28 protein-coding genes are annotated in these 23,619 nt (G+C 27.8%); 7 read left to right on the plus strand and 21 right to left on the minus strand.

What is annotated here, in order from left to right:
• Nucleotides 1-6: 6 nt before the first annotated feature.
• Both ACRCYC_RS08870 and ACRCYC_RS08875 read left to right on the plus strand, forming a co-directional pair.
• Entirely contained in the window at nucleotides 7-132 is a 126-nt protein-coding gene (locus ACRCYC_RS08870; protein WP_438618816.1) for a DUF2922 family protein, read from the plus strand.
• Between the two features lie 160 nt (nucleotides 133-292).
• Entirely contained in the window at nucleotides 293-445 is a 153-nt protein-coding gene (locus ACRCYC_RS08875) for a YvrJ family protein (protein WP_438618757.1), read from the plus strand.
• Between the two features lie 87 nt (nucleotides 446-532).
• Here the strand turns inward: ACRCYC_RS08875 and ACRCYC_RS08880 are convergent, their stop codons facing one another.
• The 15 genes from ACRCYC_RS08880 to ACRCYC_RS08950 all read right to left on the minus strand — a co-directional run bounded on the left by ACRCYC_RS08880 (nucleotide 533) and on the right by ACRCYC_RS08950 (nucleotide 13,837).
• Nucleotides 533-1,234, minus strand: a complete 702-nt coding sequence (locus ACRCYC_RS08880) for an MBL fold metallo-hydrolase (protein WP_438618758.1) — start codon at nucleotides 1,232-1,234, stop codon at nucleotides 533-535.
• Nucleotides 1,235-1,303: 69 nt separating this feature from the next.
• Complete coding sequence (locus ACRCYC_RS08885) at nucleotides 1,304-2,449, minus strand: toxic anion resistance protein (protein WP_438618759.1); 1,146 nt, start codon at nucleotides 2,447-2,449, stop codon at nucleotides 1,304-1,306.
• A 28-nt stretch (nucleotides 2,450-2,477) separates the two neighbouring features.
• On the minus strand, nucleotides 2,478-3,623 hold the full coding sequence (locus tag ACRCYC_RS08890; protein WP_438618760.1) for a 5-bromo-4-chloroindolyl phosphate hydrolysis family protein: 1,146 nt from the start codon (nucleotides 3,621-3,623) through the stop codon (nucleotides 2,478-2,480).
• Nucleotides 3,624-3,876: 253 nt separating this feature from the next.
• Nucleotides 3,877-4,695 (minus strand): lysostaphin resistance A-like protein, encoded by an 819-nt coding sequence (locus ACRCYC_RS08895; RefSeq protein WP_438618761.1) that lies wholly within the window; start codon nucleotides 4,693-4,695, stop codon nucleotides 3,877-3,879.
• A 108-nt stretch (nucleotides 4,696-4,803) separates the two neighbouring features.
• Entirely contained in the window at nucleotides 4,804-5,598 is a 795-nt protein-coding gene (locus tag ACRCYC_RS08900) for a MerR family transcriptional regulator (protein ID WP_438618762.1), read from the minus strand.
• A 113-nt stretch (nucleotides 5,599-5,711) separates the two neighbouring features.
• Nucleotides 5,712-6,317, minus strand: a complete 606-nt coding sequence (locus tag ACRCYC_RS08905; protein ID WP_438618763.1) for a hypothetical protein — start codon at nucleotides 6,315-6,317, stop codon at nucleotides 5,712-5,714.
• Between the two features lie 140 nt (nucleotides 6,318-6,457).
• The gene (locus tag ACRCYC_RS08910) at nucleotides 6,458-7,216 is read right to left on the minus strand and encodes a toll/interleukin-1 receptor domain-containing protein (RefSeq protein WP_438618764.1); all 759 of its coding nucleotides are present in this window, start codon (nucleotides 7,214-7,216) and stop codon (nucleotides 6,458-6,460) included.
• Between the two features lie 133 nt (nucleotides 7,217-7,349).
• Nucleotides 7,350-7,835, minus strand: coding sequence for a hypothetical protein (locus ACRCYC_RS08915; RefSeq protein WP_438618765.1), 486 nt, complete (start codon nucleotides 7,833-7,835; stop codon nucleotides 7,350-7,352).
• Between the two features lie 170 nt (nucleotides 7,836-8,005).
• A complete protein-coding gene (locus tag ACRCYC_RS08920; protein ID WP_438618767.1) occupies nucleotides 8,006-8,647 on the minus strand; it encodes a lysozyme inhibitor LprI family protein in 642 nt (213 codons plus the stop codon).
• A gap of 544 nt (nucleotides 8,648-9,191) precedes the next feature.
• Nucleotides 9,192-9,878 carry an ATP-binding protein gene (locus ACRCYC_RS08925; RefSeq protein ID WP_438618768.1) on the minus strand — a complete coding sequence of 229 codons (687 nt, stop codon included), beginning with the start codon at nucleotides 9,876-9,878 and terminating at the stop codon, nucleotides 9,192-9,194.
• Nucleotides 9,856-10,725: a DnaD domain protein gene (locus tag ACRCYC_RS08930; protein ID WP_438618769.1), complete on the minus strand. Its 870-nt coding sequence runs from the start codon at nucleotides 10,723-10,725 to the stop codon at nucleotides 9,856-9,858. Before ACRCYC_RS08930 ends, ACRCYC_RS08925 begins: the two co-directional genes overlap by 23 nt.
• A gap of 134 nt (nucleotides 10,726-10,859) precedes the next feature.
• Nucleotides 10,860-11,603 carry a recombinase RecT gene (locus ACRCYC_RS08935; RefSeq protein WP_438618770.1) on the minus strand — a complete coding sequence of 248 codons (744 nt, stop codon included), beginning with the start codon at nucleotides 11,601-11,603 and terminating at the stop codon, nucleotides 10,860-10,862.
• 161 nt (nucleotides 11,604-11,764) lie between these two features.
• Nucleotides 11,765-12,745 carry a YqaJ viral recombinase family protein gene (locus ACRCYC_RS08940; RefSeq protein ID WP_438618771.1) on the minus strand — a complete coding sequence of 327 codons (981 nt, stop codon included), beginning with the start codon at nucleotides 12,743-12,745 and terminating at the stop codon, nucleotides 11,765-11,767.
• Nucleotides 12,746-12,779: 34 nt separating this feature from the next.
• Complete coding sequence (locus ACRCYC_RS08945; RefSeq protein ID WP_438618772.1) at nucleotides 12,780-13,592, minus strand: phage antirepressor KilAC domain-containing protein; 813 nt, start codon at nucleotides 13,590-13,592, stop codon at nucleotides 12,780-12,782.
• Nucleotides 13,593-13,609: 17 nt separating this feature from the next.
• Nucleotides 13,610-13,837: a helix-turn-helix transcriptional regulator gene (locus tag ACRCYC_RS08950; protein ID WP_438618773.1), complete on the minus strand. Its 228-nt coding sequence runs from the start codon at nucleotides 13,835-13,837 to the stop codon at nucleotides 13,610-13,612.
• A gap of 148 nt (nucleotides 13,838-13,985) precedes the next feature.
• Between ACRCYC_RS08950 and ACRCYC_RS08955 the strand changes: the two genes are divergently transcribed.
• Entirely contained in the window at nucleotides 13,986-14,387 is a 402-nt protein-coding gene (locus ACRCYC_RS08955) for a helix-turn-helix domain-containing protein (protein WP_438618774.1), read from the plus strand.
• Nucleotides 14,388-14,405: 18 nt separating this feature from the next.
• Entirely contained in the window at nucleotides 14,406-14,864 is a 459-nt protein-coding gene (locus ACRCYC_RS08960) for an ImmA/IrrE family metallo-endopeptidase (RefSeq protein WP_438618775.1), read from the plus strand.
• 33 nt (nucleotides 14,865-14,897) lie between these two features.
• On the opposite strand, the gene ACRCYC_RS08965 is transcribed toward ACRCYC_RS08960, so the two are convergent.
• The 3 genes from ACRCYC_RS08965 to ACRCYC_RS08975 form a co-directional block, all read right to left on the minus strand.
• Complete coding sequence (locus ACRCYC_RS08965; RefSeq protein WP_438618776.1) at nucleotides 14,898-15,164, minus strand: Mor transcription activator family protein; 267 nt, start codon at nucleotides 15,162-15,164, stop codon at nucleotides 14,898-14,900.
• 140 nt (nucleotides 15,165-15,304) lie between these two features.
• Nucleotides 15,305-16,312 carry an NERD domain-containing protein gene (locus tag ACRCYC_RS08970; protein WP_438618777.1) on the minus strand — a complete coding sequence of 336 codons (1,008 nt, stop codon included), beginning with the start codon at nucleotides 16,310-16,312 and terminating at the stop codon, nucleotides 15,305-15,307.
• Nucleotides 16,313-16,519: 207 nt separating this feature from the next.
• On the minus strand, nucleotides 16,520-17,077 hold the full coding sequence (locus ACRCYC_RS08975) for a helix-turn-helix domain-containing protein (RefSeq protein ID WP_438618778.1): 558 nt from the start codon (nucleotides 17,075-17,077) through the stop codon (nucleotides 16,520-16,522).
• A gap of 222 nt (nucleotides 17,078-17,299) precedes the next feature.
• On the opposite strand from ACRCYC_RS08975, the gene ACRCYC_RS08980 reads away from it, so the two are divergent.
• Both ACRCYC_RS08980 and ACRCYC_RS08985 read left to right on the plus strand, forming a co-directional pair.
• Entirely contained in the window at nucleotides 17,300-17,437 is a 138-nt protein-coding gene (locus ACRCYC_RS08980) for a hypothetical protein (protein WP_438618779.1), read from the plus strand.
• A 155-nt stretch (nucleotides 17,438-17,592) separates the two neighbouring features.
• Complete coding sequence (locus ACRCYC_RS08985; protein ID WP_438618780.1) at nucleotides 17,593-18,141, plus strand: DUF6143 family protein; 549 nt, start codon at nucleotides 17,593-17,595, stop codon at nucleotides 18,139-18,141.
• A 127-nt stretch (nucleotides 18,142-18,268) separates the two neighbouring features.
• Here ACRCYC_RS08985 and ACRCYC_RS08990 read toward each other — a convergent pair whose 3' ends face one another.
• Nucleotides 18,269-19,426, minus strand: coding sequence for a hypothetical protein (locus tag ACRCYC_RS08990; RefSeq protein ID WP_438618781.1), 1,158 nt, complete (start codon nucleotides 19,424-19,426; stop codon nucleotides 18,269-18,271).
• A gap of 396 nt (nucleotides 19,427-19,822) precedes the next feature.
• Between ACRCYC_RS08990 and ACRCYC_RS08995 the strand changes: the two genes are divergently transcribed.
• The gene (locus ACRCYC_RS08995) at nucleotides 19,823-20,686 is read left to right on the plus strand and encodes a YitT family protein (RefSeq protein WP_438618782.1); all 864 of its coding nucleotides are present in this window, start codon (nucleotides 19,823-19,825) and stop codon (nucleotides 20,684-20,686) included.
• An 83-nt stretch (nucleotides 20,687-20,769) separates the two neighbouring features.
• On the opposite strand, the gene ACRCYC_RS09000 is transcribed toward ACRCYC_RS08995, so the two are convergent.
• Complete coding sequence (locus ACRCYC_RS09000) at nucleotides 20,770-22,869, minus strand: FtsX-like permease family protein (RefSeq protein ID WP_438618783.1); 2,100 nt, start codon at nucleotides 22,867-22,869, stop codon at nucleotides 20,770-20,772.
• Nucleotides 22,856-23,611, minus strand: a complete 756-nt coding sequence (locus ACRCYC_RS09005) for an ABC transporter ATP-binding protein (RefSeq protein WP_438618784.1) — start codon at nucleotides 23,609-23,611, stop codon at nucleotides 22,856-22,858. Before ACRCYC_RS09005 ends, ACRCYC_RS09000 begins: the two co-directional genes overlap by 14 nt.
• Nucleotides 23,612-23,619 lie beyond the last annotated feature (8 nt).

Below are 23,619 nucleotides of genomic sequence, written 5' to 3' on the forward strand. Positions count from 1 at the left end.
GCTGAGATAAAGGCTGTTATGAGTATGATAGTTGAGAAAAATATATTTGCTCCTAATGATGCTGATATAGTGGAAGCTGTTGAAGCTAAAATAGTTGTAACAGATACTACTGAATTTGATTTAGTTGTGTAGTAGTACAGAGTTGGCTTCGGTATGGGATTTAGAGTTGTTTCATCCGCACAAAGACCAAGAAACGGTCTTTAAGTGCTTCTTCAACAATCTCTAAATTCCATACCTTCGCCTTTTTCTGTACTACTTTTTTTGTGGATATTGTGAGAGAGGAGGTATTTTTATGAATTCAGAAATCCAAACACTTATAGCTTCTGTTGGTTTCCCTATTGCTCTTAGTATGTATTTGCTAATTCGTATAGAGGGTAAGCTTCAGACTTTATCTGATAGTATTAATGATTTGAGTAAAAATATTAATGTTATGAGGGTTAAATAGATGTTTTTTAGTATAATCCTAATATTTAAAAGACAGGTTTTAATAACCTGTCTTTTTTGTATTTTGTTATATACTCTATATTTGCACTTATATTATATCTACTACATTAAATCCTAGTTTCTGTGCTTGGTCAATGAAATTTTCTCCATCAATGTGAATGCAGTAAACTTGTTTTCTATGTTCTTTAGGTACTAATTCACTTAACTTTTTTAATGATGTGTGAACATTGTCTTTTGAGTCATTTACACATGCATCATGATATATTATATTACCTTCATTTAAATATTTAACTATATTAATATTGATTTCACAAGAGTCTCCACTGTAAAAAATATCATTACTTGTGTCAAATTTTAAAATATATGAGTAAGAATTAAGTGTACTAACATGTTTAGTTAATTTGCATTTTATATTTAATCTCAAATTTTCAATTCTTTTATTATTTGGATCTAGTACTTCAAATTCTTTATTTTCCCTTAATCCTAATAACTCTAAAAACAATTTAATTTTATCTTTTTCATTAAAATATACTTTTGATGTTATTTTATATTTCCAAAAGCAAAACCCAATAAATCCACCAAGTGATCCTATATGGTCTGAGTGCATATGTGTTATTAATATATGCACTTGTTTAACTCCATTCATTAAGTTTTTTTGTAAAATTTGCTTAAATACTGTTTCTCCACAATCAATTAATAATAATGTTTCGTTTTCTTTAATATATGCTGATGTGTTAGCTTCTTTACAATGGTAACCAGATCCTCTTCCTAAAAACATTAATTTATTCATAAATTAACCCTCACTTAAAATAAAAAGCACTATCCTCTAAGAATAGTGCTTCTTAAATGAAATTTTATACTAATATTTAAAATCTAAAAGCTTATTTTTTAATTGATTTTCAATATTTATTAATTCTGCTTCAGCTTCTCTACGTTTTTGACGTCCTTCTGTTTGTATATTAAGTATTTCGTCAAGAGTTGAAATTAATGACTCATTAGTAGTTCTAAGTGTTTCAATATCAACAATTCCTCTTTCAGACTCTTTTGCAGTTTCTATAGTTGATGTTTTTAATATTTCTGCATTTTTACGTAAAAGTTCATTTGTCATGTCTGTTACTTCTCTTTGAACTCTTGCAGCATCAGCAGCATGTGCAACTCCAAGTGCTAATACTATTTGACTTTTCCAAAGTGGAATAGTGTTTATAATTGTAGATTGTATTTTTTCAGACATTAATGAATCATTATTTTGAATTAAACGAATTTGAGGAGCCATTTGTAATGAAATCATTTTAGTTAATTCTAAATCATGAATTTTCTTTTCAAAGCGATTACAAAGAGCAATAAAATCATTTAATTCTTGAGCATCTTGAGGATTCCCGCTATTTTTTGCTTTTTCTTGTAGTTTAGGAAGTTCTTCCTTTTCTAATTTTTGAAGTTTCTTTTTTCCAGCTAAGATATACATAGAAAGCTCTTTAAAATATGCTTTATTTATTTCATACATCTTATCTAGCATAGCAATATCTTTTAAAAGCTGTATTTGATGTGTTTCAAGTATATTACACATTTTCCCAATATTGCTATCTACATCTTCATATTTTATTTTCATTTGTGAAATCTTGTCTTTGCTTTTTTTAAAGAAACCTAAAATTCCTTTTTTCTCTTCCGATTCTTCAAAGTTCTTTAATTCATGAACTACACTAGATAGTATTTCCCCAATTTCACCTAAATCTTTAGTTTTTACATTGTTTAGTGCTGATTGTGAAAAATCAGAAATTTTCTTTTGAGCACCTACTCCATATTGTAAAATGGAATTTGAGTTATTTATCTCTATTTTATCTACAAATTGATCAACTATTTTTTTCTCTTCTTCTGTAAGTTGGATTTCATCAATTATTTTTTCTTCTACTTTTTCTTCTTTTATTTTTACATCAAGTTCTTCTTTAAATGGTTCAAAAGTTAATTCTGGTTTTATGTCAGTAAACTCTTCTTTGAATTCATCACTCATTTTTTTATGCCTCCCTTTTGTTTGAAACTTACTTTTTAAAATCTTCTTCTGCTAATCCCTCTTGTTTAAATAATGTTTTAAGAACAGAAATATCTGTAGAAATATCTAAAACAACATCTTCAAATAAATCATCTAATAAATTTTCAAAAGCGCTGTTAATAAGATCTATACTTTTTTCAATTTCAATTTTAGCATTTTCTATGTTATCGCCCTTAACTGATTGATTGTTCATATCTTTGTATGAACTAATTAATTTTATAGTAATAGGAAGATAATGATTTATAAATTTATTAACTTCTTGTATTTTTTTAGGATTCTTTTCAACCTGAGTAAGGATTTGGTTTGCAATGTTTCCTAATTTATCTAACTTTACAGCTATTTCTTCTTTATAAAGATCATTTCTTATATTTTTTATTTGTTGAATATAATTTCTTCCTATTTTAATTGTTGATTCTATTTCATCTTTTTCTGAGTCATATATTTCTTCATTTAATTTTTCATTGTTGATTTCTTTAGCTATTTGTTGTTTTTTTAAGTTTACGTAATCATTATAGACTTCATCATTTAACATGAAATAAGTTTTTTCTTCATCTATATGACCTTCTAAAAACATGCCTAAGTCAATCATTTTGCTTAGGTCTTTGACAACAAAACTTTGTTTTTCTTTAGAAAATTTCGCTAGGTCATTAATTAAGAAATAATTATTGTCGTCAATAAATCTTACGTATTTTTTAAAACGCTTTACTCTTTTTCTTAAAGTTATTCCTCTTAATAATAAGCCTATACTTACTACAAATAATAAAAGTGCCACTCCAAACATAATACTGCTACCTATTATAGCAACACCATTAAATAACATTTTAAATATTAGAAATATCAATAATGAAGAACCATAGATTAAACTCCCACCCAAGCCAAATACTATATAAAGTATTGATGATACATTTCCAGCTGGTTTTTTGCTAATATATGTTGATACATGATTTTTAGATTTTTTATTTAAGCTCATATATTTTTCACTATATCCATTAAACTTTGATTTAAATTGGTTTATGGTGTCCTCTTTTTTGTGGTTAATATCTTTTTTCAAATTAGCAAAATCTATTGCTTTAAGTGCATTGCTAACTGTAGACATAATTTGATCTTCTAAATTAGAAAAATCTTTTTTATCCATTTTTTTGCCTCCAGATTATTTTTCTTATATTTAACATACCTATCTATATATACTATGCATTTATGTTAATATTTTAAGTTTATTATACATTATAATTTAGCTAATTGTAACTGGTAACTGAAAAATGTGTTTGGGGATTAAGTTTGAAATTTGCTTTGGTGTTTAGGTCAATTAGTATATAAAAAATAGCCCTATGCAATATGTATTAATGCCTAGGGCTAAAAGTCAACCTTACTTGTGACAAGTTTCTCCGTTACACCTCAAACGGGTCTCGAATATTTCCATAGAGTGCCTTTCTTGGATTTATAACGATTAGTACAATTGCCACTACTAAATATAATATTGCATAGTATTTTATAAGTTCTATTAAGTCCCCGCTAATTATCCCAATTAAAAAGTTAAATAGTTGATGTATCATAATAGGAACTAACAAATTCTTATTTAAATTATAAAAAACTGTAATCATAATACTAATTGATATAACCGCAATCATAAAAAATGTAATATATTTTATCAAATTAATTCCCGTAAATCCTGTTGTAAACCATATTGGTAAATGCCATATCCCCCACCAAAAACCTATTATTATTGATGCTTTTAAAGGAGAATGCTTCTTTTGAAGTTCATTTTGAGCAAATCCTCTCCAACCTAATTCTTCACCTAATGGTCCTGCAAATAAATTTTTAAAGAATAAGTATATAAACATCCCTAATGATGAAATTGTAAAGCTAGGTATCATTCCATTATTTTTAGATGTTATTATAAATATAACTGCTACAGCTATTAAAACTTGTATACTAATAACTACAGTTACTATTGAAAATTTAATTTTATTTTTAAACCTATCTTTTACATATGCTATAAAACTTTGACCTGGATAAATTCTTTTAAATAATATCATAAATGCAAATGTTGATGACCAAGATGCTATACATAAAGCAATATCAAATACTACTGTTGGGAGTCCTAACATTATAGTTGCTCCTACTAATAAAAAAAGTGGTAAAAAAATTATATTTGTTAGAATAATAAAACTTGCTATAGGTCTTTTCAATTCTTTATATGCTCTCATAAGTATTCCTCATTTCAAATTAATATTTAATTTCTATAATATAAGTTGTAACTGTTTATATTATGAGTTTAAACCTATGAGTAACTCCCAGGTCAATGATTTTTCATATTATTTTATAGGTGCATAAATTTCTAAAAATACACGTTCAAGTCCTTCTTCATAAGTTGTAAGCAATATGTTAACATAAACTACTCCAAGTGGTTCATATCCATTTTGTATAGCTATTTTTCTTAAACTAGCTTCCACTTTGTTATCAATATTTTCTCCATCAGTTGAATATCTTCCATCTTCAATAATAGTGTATATACAGTTTTGATGAGTAATAACTTCACCTTCTATGTTTTTGTTAAAGTCTTCTACTTCTTTTACAATTATAAACTTATCTCCTATCATGCCTTTTTCATTAAAGCTTATTACTCTTCTTAAAGAGGTTAATGTAACTGCATTTTTTAAGCTATGTGTATTCTTTCTTAAAGTTTCGTATTCATCATAATCAGTAACACTTTTTATTTCACCCTTTACTTCTAAAGGCTTCATTTCTTTTATTGTGTATTTTCCCAAATATTGTTTAACTTTCTCACAATCCTCTTTAATTAAGCGAATCTTTTTTAAAAGAAGCTTTTTATATTCTATTTCATCTAGTATATCTTGTTCTTTCTCTTCTAGTAAAAGTTCTAAATCGTCTATACTTTTATTTTTTCTTATTTCTTGAATTTTTTTAATTTCAATATCAATTTCTCTATAAAAGTTTATTGTTGTAATATCATATATATCAAACTGATTGTATTCTCTATATCCATTTTCAGCATTTTTTTTAGGGTTTACTAATCCCTTGTCCTCATAAAATTTCAACGTATCCCTAGATACCCCTAGAAATTTAGCTACTTGTCCAACACTATACATTCTATTCCACCTACTATTATATAAATTTTTATGTTAATAAATAATAATGAACCGTATCCCTTACTTGTGATACGGTTCTCCATACCGTACCCTACGGAGCACGGTTTTATTTTTTATTTCTTCTCTACTATCCAAAAACAAATATCAACATCTACTTCAAATGCATTTCCTACATACATTGTAAAATTTTTTACTTCATACTTATCTTGTTTGAATGCATTTCTTACTTTATTGTCCATCTTATCAATTAGATCTGTATTATTATTTATTTTTTTCATGTATCTTTTTATTGAGTTATAATATTTTACAAAATTTTTATACTGTTCATTTGGTATAGACCTTGGATGTGTACCTATTATTATAGCAAACTGACTTGTAGTGTTACTTTTTAGGATACTATTTTTATCAAAATCTCTATTTACTGAATCTATGAATTTATCTAATACATCTACTGCATCAAATGTATACATTGATTTTAGCTCAATTATATCTTTTATATCATTATCTTCTAATACTGCTAAATCAATTCTAGAATTTATACCTTTTATACTGTATTCCCTTGCAACAATTGAATTCTTTAACTCTAAGTGTAACTTATATGCTATTCTATCTCTTATTGCTGATTCGTTCTTACTGGTTAATGAAAGATATGCTAACTCATTTTCCCCAAATAACCCTCTACTTTCTTGTATTACTTTCACTAATTCTTCTATTTTCAATTTTAAAATCCCCTTTATTTAACAACTATACTTATTACATTACTATCTTTAAATTTACACAATTCATTCCAAGCAAATACAAAAATGACAGGTTCCCTTGTAGTTTAGGAATCCCACCCTTATTAAATCTATTTTTATTATTATTTAATTTTAAATTTCGGATTATTTAATATTTTATTTAATTTGACCGTTTGCTCTATTAGACATGTAAAAAACATGCCGCTACTTGTAATGGATGTATTTCCTGTCCTTTTAAATTTAATTAAATCATGTGGCCCAAAAAATTCTGATACAAGCTGTTCCAAATAGTTAATTTGACTTTCCATTAACTCAATTTGTATATTTTGTCCTTGCTTTAATGCATTAACTAAGTTAGGATTAATTTTTAATAGCTTTTCAAAGTAGTTATTACACTCATCCCAAAATGTATAGTTTTCTTCGAATTCTTTAACCTTATTTACAAAATCACTGAAATCTACTTTAGGTTCTTTAGATCCTATTGCATTTGAAAGAAGAGGTAACAATAATTTTAGTCCTGAAATTTCTGAAAGTTTTACTGCTTGTAACAAGTTTAACGGTACTGGTAAATTTGATGGTTCCATTCCTGAATGGCATAAAGGTACAACAGGTATATTTCTAACCCAACCTGCTCCTGCTTCAAAATTTATCCATGGTCTCTGAACTGACTTAGGACTACATAATATTAACTCTATTGAGCAGTTTCCTAAAGAGTTAGATATATTATCTAGCCATCTTGTACCTACAGATATTGAAGCATCATCCGATGATACAAATATATCCATCATACCTAAAAAACTATCTTCTAATAATGATTTTAATTCTAATGCAATATCTTTTTCCTCAGTTATATGAGAAATAAATACTATTGGTTTACTCACATCAATACACCCCTATATAATTTTAATTATAGATATAATACCATATTATTACAATTTTTTATACTTAATGATACAATCACTATCCCCTACTTATGGTACTGTTCTCCGTTACACATCCAACGGAGCGTAGTTTTTACTTTCTTTTATTTTGCTTTCCCTTATTTCCTATATTAGAAATAGCATTGGCACATAGATCTGTCAAAGGTTCTCCTATTGCTGATTTATAATTAAATCCTAATAGTTGCATAGTCTTCAACGTATCAATACTAATTAACTCCTTAAGCTGCTCAAAACTTTCTATATTTCCATTATTAGGAGACATTAATTTCAGTATCTCTATTATCTTAGTTACTGTATTATGTAAATGTTCAATATCTTCATCACTAATCACTACTTTATCAAACTCTTCTTTGTAAGCTTGTGCTATTGTTATAGCTTCTTCCCTCTCAGCTAAAAGTTGATTTATTATCTCATCATATGTATTTCTAACTGTCTCTATATTCTTCTCAGATTTTACTGATTGAATTTTTCCATGAATAGCAGTGGCAGTTCCTTTTACTGCAAGTTCTGTTAAGCTTGTACCCATTTTAGCAATAAGATTAAGTGTCGTTATATCCATATAGATACCCCCTTCTATTATTTTTGTTTATATATCCTATTTCCATTAATTAATCTGAATAAAGTATATTGGAATGTAAAAATATCTTTATCAAAATTTATATCCTCTTGTTTAATTTTATTATTATTTACTGGAAATTGTATTATATATTACTTTACAAAGCATTATTTTTACTTCATATATGTATTAACCAATTCATAACATCTTTCTTTCGTAAGTCTAGCTAGTGAACCATTATAAACTACATTATACAATGTACCTCCAATATTTTCACTTGCTTCATTTTCTGCTGTTTTATCTCTATATTCTATCCAACTACGTTGTTTACTTTTTAGCTCATTCATTTCACTTTCTGTAAGTTGAGTCTTCAATAAACTATAAATCTCATTTAACATATTATCCCATCTCTTAAGTTTTGTACCTTCTGCTTCTACCATCTCTCCAGTTGTACCATTTTCATATAGATAATCTAAGTCACTCATTCCATCTTCTGTTGAGTTAAGCTTATTTATATATTCATCCTTATAACTATGTTTTACTGTTTCTACATCCTTAGTTGTATCTTTATTTTCATCTTTATTCTCTATATCTTCCTTCTTAACATTTAATGTTTCAGGTTTTTCAGCTAACCATTTTGCTTCTTTTCCACAATTTGAACAAAATTTAGTTGCCTCTTTTGCTTCGCCTCCACATTTGTCACAATATACAATTTTACTAGCCTTTTCTTCTTTATTAGAAGTTTTATCATTACTAGTACATCCAATCATCAATATAGAACACATTAACATTGTCAAAACTATATATTTTTTCATTGCTTCATCCCCTTTGTTTAAATATGTTTATAATTTATTTTCTATGCTGTTAAATCTATACATACTATAAAAATTTCCAATACACCTATTATAGTGACTTTCCCTTTCATAGGAACTGATTTATCTTTAAGAGAGTAAAACAATAGCCATACTCCATATATAACATTTACTCCAGACCTATAAAAAACTGATTTTGTCCTATTAAACAAAGACTCATATGATTACGCTTTCTTATACTCATTTCTATCAATCATCATGATTTATCATTTCCATTATATACCTTATTTTTGTTGTATTTTGTCATTTATTGTAAAATCATTAAATATTTACTCATCAATCAAATCAATATTTTTAAATCTACCCGATTTATTCCTAATAAATATAAAAAGGATGAGTCTCCATTTAATTTTGGTAACTCATCTAGCTTTTTATCATAGTTATACTATATTTAACATTATTTTTTATTAAATCAAATACTAATTATTTTAAAACAAGCTCCCTTACTTGACTACTATTTATTCTAAATAATCAACTTACATACCTTCTATCCATAAATCCTAAAATTAAGCTTCTTCCCCTTCAACTCAACCAAATAATCACGACTCATCTCAATTAACCTACTACCAATAGCCTCATCAATATCCAACAACTCCCTCGCCCCCTTTTCAGAACTTACAATCATAGGCAAATTATTAAAATACCTAAAATTCACAACCTCAAACACAATATTAACATCACTTTTCGTAACACTCCCTTTAAACAAATCATCAATCAAAAGAACCTTAGCATTCTTATACCTATCAACAATCCTTTCATACTCCTCCCCATCCATAATATTTTGCTTAATCCTAGTTATAACATCCCTATACGACATATACAAAACACCAACCCCATCATCCATAAGCTTATTAGCTATAGCTAATGACAAATGAGTTTTCCCAGAACCCACCTGACCTAAAAACATAATAGAATTTTTCCTACTACCCTTAATATCTAAAAAACTACTATAATACCCACAAGCCTTACTATAAGCATCAATAGTTTGCATATCATAAGCATAATTAAAACTATCAAAAGTCTTATTCCTAAACTCCTCACTTATCCCACTCAACTTCAAAACACGCTCAGCTTGCCTTAAACTCCTACAACCACAAGAAACAGCAACATCCCCATCTAATATAAAAGTTAAATCACGACACCTATCACACTTATAACTTTGTGTTTTCTTCAAGGAACTTTCTAAACTCTTCAAGCTCCTTTTCTGTTGGCTTTCTATAAAATCCTTGTTCCTCTTCATCAACTGATCTTTCACAGTTATCATAATTAACACCCCCCTTTTTATCCTTGCTTAACTTATATAAACTTAAATCCTCCAAACTTTTAATATTATTACTCCTCCACTGCTTAATAATCCCATTAACATAACCTTGATTACAACACCTATTACCAATAGCTATATCTAAAGCTCTTTTAAACAATCTAACATCTATATCTTCACTAACTTCAACTAGCCACTCACTAGCAATCCCATTAATAAGACCTATATTCTCTTCATAAAGCTTAGCATACATACCTATATTATTTTTTTCATCTTTTTCTTTATATTTTTCTTTTTGTTTTTCTTTTTGTTTTTGTTTTTCTTTTTCTTTTTCTTTTTCTTTTTCCCCATAGTCTATAGATAGTGTATCTATACAATATTCAATCTCTTTACATACATCTAAAAATACACCAACAAACTCTTTATTCTTAATCTTACTCAATTCTTTTTCTATACACTTCTTAACCTTAGGACTATTAGCCTTATTATGCTTCATCCAATTTAAAAGAAAAATCTCCTTAGTATCTTCCGAATAAACAATCTTTCCATACTCCTTAAACCTAGCAATCAACTTCTCAACAGTTTCCCTATTATAACCGGTCTCCGTTTCCATAATCCTCTTAGGAAGCTCATAAATACCACACTGGCTAGTCTTACTATTAGTCATTAAATACATATAAAAATACTTCTCCTCAGGAGTTAAATCAAGTACAAAACCATCTTGCCAAAAATCTATGTGTATATGTCTGTAAACTGCCATAAATATATTCCTCTTTTCTTTTATTTATATTTTTATATTTTTATCAACCTATGTGTAAACTTGCATTGGAGTTATATAGCAATCTGACAAAACGTTAAAGCCGATCTCTTTAGGCTTTACAGTCAAGGAAGATGCTATATAACTCCAATACAACTGTCACCTCCAACACTCTCATCCACCGAAACTGACTTTTGAAACTCAACACTAAGAGGAGCATATTTAAGCAACCTCTTTATAACAGTCTTCTTAGCCATAGCATCAAACTCACGCTCCCACAAATCGCACCCAAAACTCCTACTATATTTTTTAGAATGACCTACAACTTCATCACGAGTCATAAACACAAAACTAGATCCCATATTATCCATTTTACAAACCGCATAATAACCAATAACATCCCCCCTATCACCACCTAAAAAAGGCTTATGAATAAGCTTATGCTCCAAACCATAATCAATATAAAACTCATCATTTGCCCTAACCTCATGAGCATACAAACTCCTCAACTTACCACTTCTATAAGCCAACTCAATAAGCCCCTTATACCCAACTTGGAACTCAACCTTACTAACACCATCAACAGTAACAGGAACCAAATAAGCCTGCCCTAAAATACTATTAGGCTCAAGCCCTAACCTAGCGCACTCAATCATAGCAGAAATAAAAGTCCCACACTCACAACTTTGCAAAGCCTCATCCAAACCATACAAACTCAAAGCACTCTTTTGAAAACTCTCAAAACAAACATTACTTGGAAGAACCTCCAAAATATCACTTTTCAACTTTACCAACAACTGCTTCATAGCATAACTCCTACTCACAACCAAACCATCACCCTTAGCTTCCTTCTTCATTAACTCATCTTTTAACTTACTCATACTTACACCCCATCCCCAAAATTAGTCTTATATAAAACAGGCGAAGGTGAAAGCGAAGGGGTTTATGTGATGTTGACGAAACACTTAAAGTACAGCCTCATCGTACTTCGTGTGAAGGAAACAACACATAACCCCCGAGCTTCACCGAAGCCCCCCCCAAACTAAACCCTAAAAACTCTTGAAGTAGTAGTTTTCATATATTTTTGTGCAATCTCTGGATAATCTTTTTTTAATCTCTTAGAATCTAAACTGCTCCTAGTTTGAGTTTTCCAAGTAATCCTCCTATCCCCAAGATAAGCTATCTCATACTCCTTCATCTGACCTTGAATATACTGTTCAATAGTCTTTTTCTCCCTCTCACAATCCTTTAAAACCTCACAAAGCTCATCATACCTATCCATAAAAGACTCCTTCTCAAACAAAATAAGTTCTTCACTTTTAACCTCCTTATAAAGCCCCTGAAGAACCTTAGAATAATCACCACTACCATCTGGCGCAGGCAAATTCCCACCCATCACACAATCCTCCCAAAACAATCTTTCCAAATCCATAACCTTTCTCACCATCTCCTCATCCCTATCAATTTTATGAATAACCAACTCCTCATTCCCAATAAGAGCAGCAACATAACAATGACTAGCACCAGTTACAGCCATATAATGAACCATCTGAATCTGATAATGAATAGGAACCTCCTTCCTCCAATTCTTCTTCCCATAACTATTAGTAACCTTACACTCTAAAAAAGCTCTCTCCCCAACAACAGACCTATCAATATTAGCTAAAGCAAATGGATACTTATCATTTTTAAGAATCCCATTTACATTTCTAACCTTCTTCCCAGTCATCAAACTAAACTCACGAGCCACAAACTCTTCCAACTTATTCCCAAGCTCCATCCCATAACTAACTTCTTCCTTATCCTCACTTAAATTCAACCCTATCTCATTAACACAACCCATCCTTTGAGAAACATAACGAACTTTTTCAAGATACAAACTCATTGAACTTTTATATGGACTAAAACCAAGCACACTACTAGCATCACTTCCACCAATTCCCCTACCTCTAGCCTCTAACCATTCACCCCTTGTCATATCCTTCGTTTCATGTACCACATTAGAATCTAAATATTTTCTCATAAACCTTCCCCCTTACAATTTTTAATCTAAAATCTTAATTAAGTATAAAATCTTCTTCTACAATTTCCATAAAATATAATTGACCCTTACCAGTTATAAGTGGTGTAATAACTAATTTATCTCCATTCTCAGTTTGAACAACTCTTTCCTCCACCTTAAAAAGACCCCTATCAATATACTTTTGCTTTGGATTATTTTTTTCTTTACCACTTTTAATTAAATATCCATTTTCCCTAAACCAATGGTACAATCTATTTCTTCCAATATTTATATCATTATTGTTAAGAAGCTTAGCAAAAGAACCGATACTAATTGCTCCATTAACATTACTTACAGTTTTTGAAAAATCTACATAAGCTTTATTCTCCACTATATTTTCCTTTAATAAATTTACTTTCCTCTCAGCTTCAAATCTCTTAGACTTTTCACTTGATAAATTTTCAACCAACTTACTTAAAAAATTTGGATTATTCAAAACTTTTTCAATCGTATCTTCATCAACATATGCCCCATGACTTCTGATACTAGGTATTACCTCTTCAAAAACCCATTTTTCAAACTTCTTTGCTTTTTTTAACTTAGACTTAATAATCAACCTATACAAATTACCCTCATCTATAAACTTCTTACTTACAAACTGTACAGTAGAATCACCATTTCTATATTTTCCAGTTTCTACCCCTACCTCGTAAAACACGACGCCCTCTTTTTTACAATGTCTATTTACTGCATCATATGGATTTAAATATCCCAAAGTTTTTGCAATTGGTATAGCATCAAAATATTTCTTATCATGCACATATATTATCCTCAAATCCCCAAACTCTTTATTTTTGAAAATTTCCATTTTTAATCCCCCTTTATTTACTTTTTACCTATCTGGTAACTATCACTTAAAAAAATATAATCAATACTTAAATTTAAAACATTAGATATTTTCATAGCTTCTTTTATATTAAAGTAAGATTGTTCATTTTCTTTTTTTATATAAGTAGACCTAGGCATATTTATTAATTTTGCTAAATCTCCTTGAGTCAATCCCCTACTTACCCTAATACCTTTTAAATTATTTTTATAAATAATACAAATCACCCCACTTTATTTTCCAATTTGGTAACTTATTACAATTTAAATTGTATTACCATATTGGTTACTTGTCAATAATATTTTATTATTTTCGGTAACTTTAGTTTACTTTTAGGTAACTTAAACTATACTTATACTTGAAAGAGGTGAACAAATGGAAACTTTAGCTACTAGATTAAAAGAGTTAAGAAAAGAAAAAGGCTATACATTAGAACAAATGTCAAAAGATTTAAATACCACTAAGGTTACACTTTCTAGATATGAAAATGGTACAAGAGAGCCGAAAAGTGATACTCTTAACCAATTATCAAATTACTTTAACGTATCAATAGATTATTTATTTGGAAAAACTGATAAAAGAGATCCTAAAACTAAGGATGAAATTATAGATGTAAAAAAAGCAATTGAAGAAATAAAAGATGAACTTGAAAATAGTAATTCTTTAATGTTTGATGGGGAATGTTTAAGTGAGGATGCAATTTCAAGCTTGCTTTCAGCTATGGAAGTAGGATTATCTATTGCCAAGAAAAAACAAGAAGAAATGAAAAATAAATAAAAAGGATTTGTGGGTTATATGGGGATTTTAGATAAAATAAAATATAGTATAAAAGATTTAGTTGATAAAAACAAAACGAGAAACCCATTTGAATTGGCTGAGGATTTGGGAATAATATTGGTTGAAGCACCTTTAAAAGGTGGTCTAAATGGATGTTATCATGAAAGATCTGGATTTCAATTTATATACATAAACAGCGATTTGCCATATGAAAAAAGGCTTATGGTAGCAGCACATGAACTTGGCCATGCCATACTTCATAGAGGTCGAAATATTTTATATTTGAGTAATAATACTTATTATACTAGGGGGACTTTTGAAAGAGAAGCTAACTTGTTTGCTGCAGAACTCTTGCTTGAGGATGATTTTTTTGAAAAGTATAAGCACATAGAAAATTGTACTCTAGAGTATGTAAGTCAATGTGAGTGTGTGTCTTATGAGCTTGTTGATTATAAAGTTAAATATTTAAGTGAATAATTTTATTTTGCATATTAAAAAGGTGTCTAGTATTTAGACACCTTTTGTTTGTTTATCTAATATATTTCTTATTTGAGATTGGCTTATATTGTATCTTCTCGCTAGAATTTTGTAGTCTCCATTAAAATCTTGTTTTATTATTCTATCTCGAATTGGTCTTGTTAGAGAAGCTTCTTTTGGAACGTATAAGGAGTTGCCTCCTAATAGTTTTACTAATTTTTTAAAAGTGTCTATTCCTATTTCTTCTGCAATGTCTTTGTATGAATCTGGTAAGTCTTCTATTTTTAAGTTTTCAATCATAAAATCCCCCTTGTAACTGCTTTTTTAAAATCTTATATATATTATACTATTTATTTTTATAAGTTTTTAGCATAAGAGTACAAGTTATTCCAACATATACAGTGCTTTTTAGTGAAAAATGACCGTTAATGGTTATTTATTTAATTTGTTATAATATTTATTAAATCTGCTCCATATTTACTACTCTTAACAGGTCCAAAACCTTTTACCTTTTCTAATTCTTGAATATTTTTTGGCTTTAAGTTTATTAATTCTTCCATAGTATCATTATTAAATACCATATAGGCCTTTATATTTTCTTCATTACTTTTCTTTAGCCTATATTCTTTTAAACTACATCTTATTTCATCATCATTATTAACTTTTACATACTTATCATCTTCTATTTCATTGTCTAGTGAATATTTACTTATATAATCAATTTCCACATCCTTATGATATTTTTTCAAACAATCAGATATATTCATCATATCTTCTTCTATAAACAACCAATCTATCTTTTTATTTTGCTCTATATCTGATATATAATTTATTAACTGATCATATCTTATTATTTTATTACTTATATCCTTAGGTGCATATTTTTTATTAATAACAGTCTTTGGATTTGCAATAACAACTAAAGATTCTATTCTCTTTAATTTTTGTTTATAACCTAGCTTATCTTTTAATAATTCTTTTAACACATTTATATGTCTTTCATTTTGAACTATAGGACTATACATTCCTTCTTTTGAAACTACTTTTCCATATGTATTTTTCTTATATCTTATAAACTCGCCCTTATTATTTACAGATATATCTCCTATTAAGTTCTTGCATTCTATTACAAATATATTTTTAGTAGTTATTACTACAAAGTCTATTTGTGCTACTAAAGCATCATACTCAATTCTAACATCATGTAAACACACAATTGGCATGAAACTATTTTTAAGTTCATAGTAAATGTTATTCTCCCCTATTGATCCATACTTTAACTTATTTATATCATTTTCTATAAACACTCTAGGCTTTCCACTAGCTTTTTGTAATAAGTTTTCTAACTCTTCTATTTGTTTATTGTTTTTATTAAATTCCTTTGTAAATACAGGTTTGGTTATTGTGGTTGGTCTGTTAGTTAGTACTTTTACAAATCTATTTAGCATAATTTACTCCTTTTTAGATATATTGTCTATGTTGCTTTTAACATACTTTTTAAATATTTATTTATATCCTAAATTTTACCACTTTTATACAAAAAAAGAACTGTCGATATATAAATCAACAGTTCTACTTACTTTCCTGATTTGAAGATGAAGTTAATTCATTAAATTTTTTTTACTATATCTATATTTTTATAAGGCTTAAACTCCCTAATATTTCTTTATTATACTTTCAGCTATTTCCATATTAGCATCAATATTATCAATCAATGATTTCACCATTTTTTTATATATACTTTCTCTCAATCCATTGAAATAAAAATACTGTTTAAAAAGTTCATCTTGATCTAATATCCCAAATTTCTTAGCGTATGCTTTATCCTCTATTTTCATTAGCCTTTTGCTAATATCTAAATCTACACACTCTTTTATAACTTCATAAAGAACTTCTTCCTTTGGTGTTACTTCTAACCATTCTTGAACCATCTTTTTCCTATTCACTCTATGACATACTTCATTTGCAAACTTAATACCTTCTTCATAAGGCTCAGCTGCTTCTATCTCTGCATTTATATTAGGACATACAGTCCAAAAATCTAGTTCTAGCTCATCTATTATTTTAGTAAGTATATTTAAGTTAGGCTCTCTTTGCCCTTGTTCATACTTTGCAATAGCATGTTTAGTTAACCCTATTTTTTCTGCTAATTCACTTTGAGTTAATCCTTTTTTCTTTCTAGCTTCTTTTATCTTAATTCCTATATTTTCCATATATCCACCTCCTTAAATACTATAACCCACTTTGGGTTACTTTGTAAATAATCTTTTCAAATTCTATTCTATGATTATTTTCATATTAAATAGCTATATATACTAGTTCTTTTACTACTGATTCAATAACTATTCTTATTCAATAAACTTATTGTGTAAAATTTTTTCCATTTGGGTAAAATCTTAATATTAAAAATAATAATCATCTTTAGGAGGAGTCAAATGAAAGTAATAAAAAGCATAATAATAGGCTTTATTATCCTATTTGTAGGAAATGCAGCTATATCAGCAATACCTGGTTCTTTAAAAGAAAGTCCTAAAAAATACCAGTATTCTCAAAAAAAAGTTAGAAAAATATAATCGTATAATACCTATATATTTCTACAAAAAAATAGTATTATTGATATTTTCTTGAATATTTTTTAAATTTATGTGGAGCATTATGTATATATAATGAATACTATAAAATATACGAAGTTATATCTTCTTATTAATTTTATATGTAGGTGATTTTAATGACATGTTGTAATAGTAAAACTTCAACAGAAGTATCTATGGAGTATCCATTATACCAATCAAAAAAAGGTAATTATTTTATTGGTCAAACACCATCTTTAAGTGGCCAAACTGAACATGCATTAGCTATATTAAAAAATCCACATAACTCAAATCGTATTATATATTTAAATGCTATAACTATAACAAATATTTCATCTCTGAATTTATCAGCTGAATTTTATTTAAGATCAAGTATTAGTAAAGGAATAATTAGTGATTTAGTTAGTTGTGTTAATACAACTATTTGTCCAGAACCAAATCCTAGAGGTCAAATTAGATATTTAAATGAACCTACTTCACCTCCAACTAATGGAGTTTCTATTTTCAGTAGAATAGTATCTCCATATTCTACTTTAGTTGTTGATGGTGGACAAATTATACTTGCTCCTGGAGAATCTATCAGCGTTTATATTGGTGGCTTTTTACCTGTTTCATTCAATAGTGTAAGATTTGCTTTTGGATGGTGGGAGGAAAAAACCCAAACTTGTACTAATTCTTGCTGTTAACTAAACACAGATGAAGAAATTCTAAAAATATAGATATTAAATAAAAAAGACTATGAATTTATTTTCATAGTCATTTTTATTTATATTCAATTTTTTTACTATTGACCAATTTTCTATTTTATCTATGTTATTCAATATTTTCTCTTATATAGTTGGTATTAAAATATCTTCCATTATCTGTTGATATATTTTTCATATCTAATATAGCATGAACACTTGATCCTGGTCTTTCTACTGTTATATCCATTGTAGATATATCTGATTTTATATTATCTAAGCACCAGTCTGTATATGAACCTATTGCATTTTCTTCTGCATCAACATATGGATGATCTTTAGTTTCTTTTATATTTATTATCAGTTTTGATCCTTGTTTTTTTACACTAACAGTTGAGCTACTTTCTACTTTTAATATATCTTTTTTAACTGTATCTATATTTGTACTACCCTTAGTTTCCTTTAGTTCTTTTCCTTTTTGAAACACTATTGCTTCTTCTAATTCATTAACAAATTTAAAATCACTGTAATCCCCCGATTTAGTCTTTGTAGCATTTTCTATTTTACCATTAGGAGCATATAAAACGGATCCCATATCATTTCCTTTACCTATGTGTTTTTTATCTGTGTAAAAATCTATAACTAATGCATTGATTTTATTTTCTTTTGTGTATTGTAAAGCTTCTTTTTTAGCTATATTATATAATTTATCTAATGTATATTTTCCTTCAACAACTACATTCATAACTTTTCGCTTTGCACTTCCAATGCTTATATCATCAACTGATTCTACTTTATATTTTACTGAGTCATTATATATAAATGTATTTTCAACCAATCCCTTAAATTGTTTTATATCTATCTTCTTTAACTTTACTTTTTTTAATTTACTTCTTGTAATATCAAACTGTATTGCATTTTTTTTATTCTTTGATGAAATATGAAATTTATATGTATCTATCTTAGATGAATATTTTTTATCTATTTTCTCTATAGATTTTTTAGCAAGTTCATAAGCCTTTTCTTCACTGTATTTATCTAATTTAATATCAATGTTCAAATTGCCTTCTTTGTCTTTTTCTGTATATTTAATATTGTATGAATCCTTTTTACTTACAATTTTTTTCATTATTTTGTTTACTTTTTTATTTACTTTCTTTTCAATTTTTGTAGATTTTGAACTATCTTGTGCAAATACAACGCCTTTTTTATTACTGCTTATACCTATTATTACTACAGTTAACATTATTACTATTGATAATGTTTTTAATATTTTAGTCTTTTTCAATTTTAAACCCTCCATTTTGATAGTTATTATTAGTGTCGTGGATTTTGATTTAGTATTTTATACAGTTGCAATCATGTTTTCCTCAAACATTATTTAAGTCTACTACATATACACGCTATCCTATATGCTCGCTATCCTCATTTTCATACTTTCTTACTATAATTCTTTTTTGATTGTTTGAAATATTAACAGCAAGATATATTATACATCTTTATTTTGTCGTATTTTGTAAATTTTTGTATTTATAAATTAAATTAAAATATAAAAAATCTACCTTTTAAAAACCCTAAGGAGTTACCAAAATGTAAGTTACTGAGCAACTTTGACTAAGATATTACAAAAATGGTATAATAATCATTGAAAACGCTTCCAATTGTAAAAGGATGGTGATGGAAATTGATTTTAAAAAACAAACAATATAAATACTTTTTTGAACTTATAATTTTAGCTCTGGGATGTTTTATAATGTCCGTTGGGCTTAATATGTTCTTAGAACCATATATGATAGCATCAGGTGGACTTACTGGTCTTGCAATAGTCCTTAAAAATCTTTTTAATACTCCTTTGTGGCTTATAAATTTAGTTTTTAATATACCTTTATTTATATTTGGTGTTAAAATACTGGGTAAAAAAGATGCTATAAAGACTTTAATAGGTATTTTATTACTTACGCTTTTCTTAAAAGTTACAGAACCGCTAACTTCAGCTTTTCAAACTGATGATGTATTATTATCTGCAATTGCAGGTGGTATAGTTATTGGTATAAGTCTTGGAATGTTATTTAGAATAGATGCATCTACTGGTGGAACAGAACTTGCTTGTCTTATCTTAAATAAGATATTTCCTTTTATATCTATTTCTGTGTTTATGTTTATAATAGATGGTGCAGTAATAGCTTTAGCAGGTCTTGTTTCTAAAAATATGCAAATAGCTTTCTATGCTATTATTTCTTTATACGTTTCAGTAAAGATTTGCGATACCATTGTTGAAGGATTTGATTTTTCTAAATCTTTTATAATTGTAACTGATCATCCTGATGAGATTTCTGATTCAATTATGAAAAACTTAGAAAGAGGAGTAACTTTTTTGGAAGGTCGTGGAGGATATTCAAAGCAAAAAAAAGATGTTATATTAGTAGTAGTTTCTAGACGTGAGGAAGTTCTTTTGAGAAAACTTGTTAATGAAATAGACCCTCTAGCATTTGTTATAATAAATAATGCTTATGAAGTGCTTGGAGAAGGATTTACTAGAAAAAATTAAAATAATGGGTATATCAATTAATCGATATACCCATACTTTTTTGTTATTAAAATGCTATCTTCCAATCCATAAATATTCTTTACCTAAATTTTTGCTATCCTTTTAACTTTTTTAAGAGAAAACTTATATATTATAAACATAAATAATATTACTAATAAAATAATTAATAACCCTACAACAAGAGCTAAAAACTCGCCTTGCGATATATTATCTCTACTATTTCCAAAGAATATAGTAATATATATCATATAAGTAAAAATACTACCTATAACTGTTGGATATATAAATATTTTAGCTAACTGCTTTTTAATATTTTTTTCAATATATTTTTTATTTGCTCCAAGCTTTTTAATATCTGAAAATAACTGCTTATTATCAAGTCCAATAGTTATTGCTCTAGTATAAGCTATTATTGCTGTTGCTGCTAAACATATTATTGCTATATAAGTGAATAACATAAAAAATACAGCCATATTCTTAAATGCATCTTGCTTATCTAAAGGCTTAAACATAGGATAATACTTCCACTCATTAAAAAGTTGAGTATCATCTGGAGAAAGTTCTAACTTAGTATCATAAAAATACTCTTCTCCTTTTTTCTGTGCCAACATTTTTTCATACTCATCGAAAGAAGTTGATACTGCCACATCTTTTGAACTTCTATTTATAATTTCTTCTTTTAAAGCTTTAGCAAATCCATAAGTTTCATCAGGATTTAAAACATTAAATAACACAAAATTATCATATTGTTCTTTTGGTAATCCTTTTGAAAGTCTTAAATAATCTTCATCTGATATTACATACTTTCCTTGATGTTCTTTTGTAAAAGGTCTAAAAGAAACTGTTCCTTTGAATTTTATTTTCTCAGATTTTTCTGTTACTGGATGAGTTATTGTATCTAAATCATTAAATTTATTCCAAATCATTTCAGATTCTCCATTAGCTATAATTCTATAATACTCACCTTTAGCTACATCAATATTTTGTCCTGATACTTTATTAAAATCACTTTCTTTAAAAAACTCATCATATTGCATTTTTTTTACATACTCATTTATAAGCATATTATTTTCATCATAATCTCTATAATATCCATTTGTAATAAGTGAAATAGCATCTACTTCATAGTAATCTTCTATATCAACACTATGATCCTTAGCAAGAGAATATATTTCTTCTTTATTTATTTGATTTTCATTTCCTTTGTAGTAAAAAGCATAATCTATAGGATTGGTTTTTATATCTACTAACATACTAGCTATTGCTGTAGGTGTATAAAATGCTGCAAATAATCCTCCTGCAATTAAAAAGGTTATTACACACATGTTCTTAACTGTCTGTTTTCCTGAAAATCTCATCATATTTGTTGATATAATATTTTTATAATATTTTTTAGGATTCTTTCCTTTTTTACTATAGATTATTGCATGAGTTAATACCATATAAAGCCCTACAAATGATAATAAATACACAACATTCCATATAGATGGCATATCATATCCTATTAACTCTACTACTATATTAGGAACCCCATACCCTAAAAACAATCCACTTATAACTAATATCCATCCAACTATCCCAGTCCAAGGTTTAATATTTTTTACGACCTCAGACTTTCTTTGTTCATAAATAACATCCATAATATTACTTCTTTTTATAAACTTAGCACCGTTTATGAATATACATATTGTTACAAAAATACAAAACCCAAGTCCAAATATAAGTCCTGTAGCTCCAAATTGGTATGCCATTTCTTTTGTATCTATAATAAATATCTGAAAAACTTTCCATATTATATAAGAAACAGGAACACTAAGAACCAATCCAACTATTAAACATATAGGTATAATAAATAAAAGTTCATTTAATAAGACTTGCTTAAGCTTTGACTTTCTTTCTCCTAATGCCATTAAAATTCCAAACTCACGACTTTTATATTTATAGAATAAGGAAGATGCATAAGTTGTAAATACTGCACATCCAATAATTGCTATAGAAAATATCATATAACCTTGCTTTCTACTATCTCCTCCTGATGGTAGAACATTCATAACTGTTGGACTAAAAAACATTAAGGCATATGAAGTAACTAATAAAACTGATAAGGTTATACAAAAGGCTAGCATATAATAATTTTTTATGCTGTTTTTTCTAAGCTTTGATATAACATTATTCATTGTCATAATCATCACCTCCTAGTTTTTTTAATGTATCTAGAAGTTTATCCATAAATTCAACACGGCTTGTAGTTTTAGTAAGTTCTGTATATACTTCTCCATCTTTAAGAACTATAACTCTATCACAAAATGATGCTGCAAAACTATCGTGAGTTACCATAAATACAGTTGCACCTAATTCCTTTTTTGCTTGAACAAATGAATCTATAACTGCTCTACATGATTTACTATCTAAGTTTCCAGTTGGTTCATCTGCTAAAATAACATATGGTTTATTAATAAGAGCTCTTGCAACAGCACTACGTTGTTTTTCTCCTCCTGATATTTCTGCTGGATATTTATCTTTTATATGTGAAATACCAAAAGTATCACAAAGCTTGTTTGCTAATATCTCCATTTTAGTAACATCTTTATCTGCTATAATCTGTGGTAGACAAATATTTTCTACTACACTTAACCCATCTAATAACATAAAATCTTGAAAAACAAATCCTAATTTTTGATTTCTTATATCTGCTAAACTTTCTTCATTTAATCCCGATATATTTTCTCCTCCAAGCAATATTTCTCCATTTTCAAAAGGTACAAAGCAAGATATACAGTTTAAAAGTGTAGTCTTTCCACTTCCTGATGGACCCATAACAGCTACAAACTCCCCCTTTTTCACATCAAAAGATATATCTTTTAATACCTCATAATTTACATTTCCTGTTTTATAAGTTTTATATAAATTGTTAACTTTAAGCATAATGTTCC

Source organism: Paraclostridium sp., assembly GCF_051657365.1.
In the GTDB taxonomy this organism is placed as follows: Bacteria; Bacillota; Clostridia; order Peptostreptococcales; family Peptostreptococcaceae; genus Paraclostridium.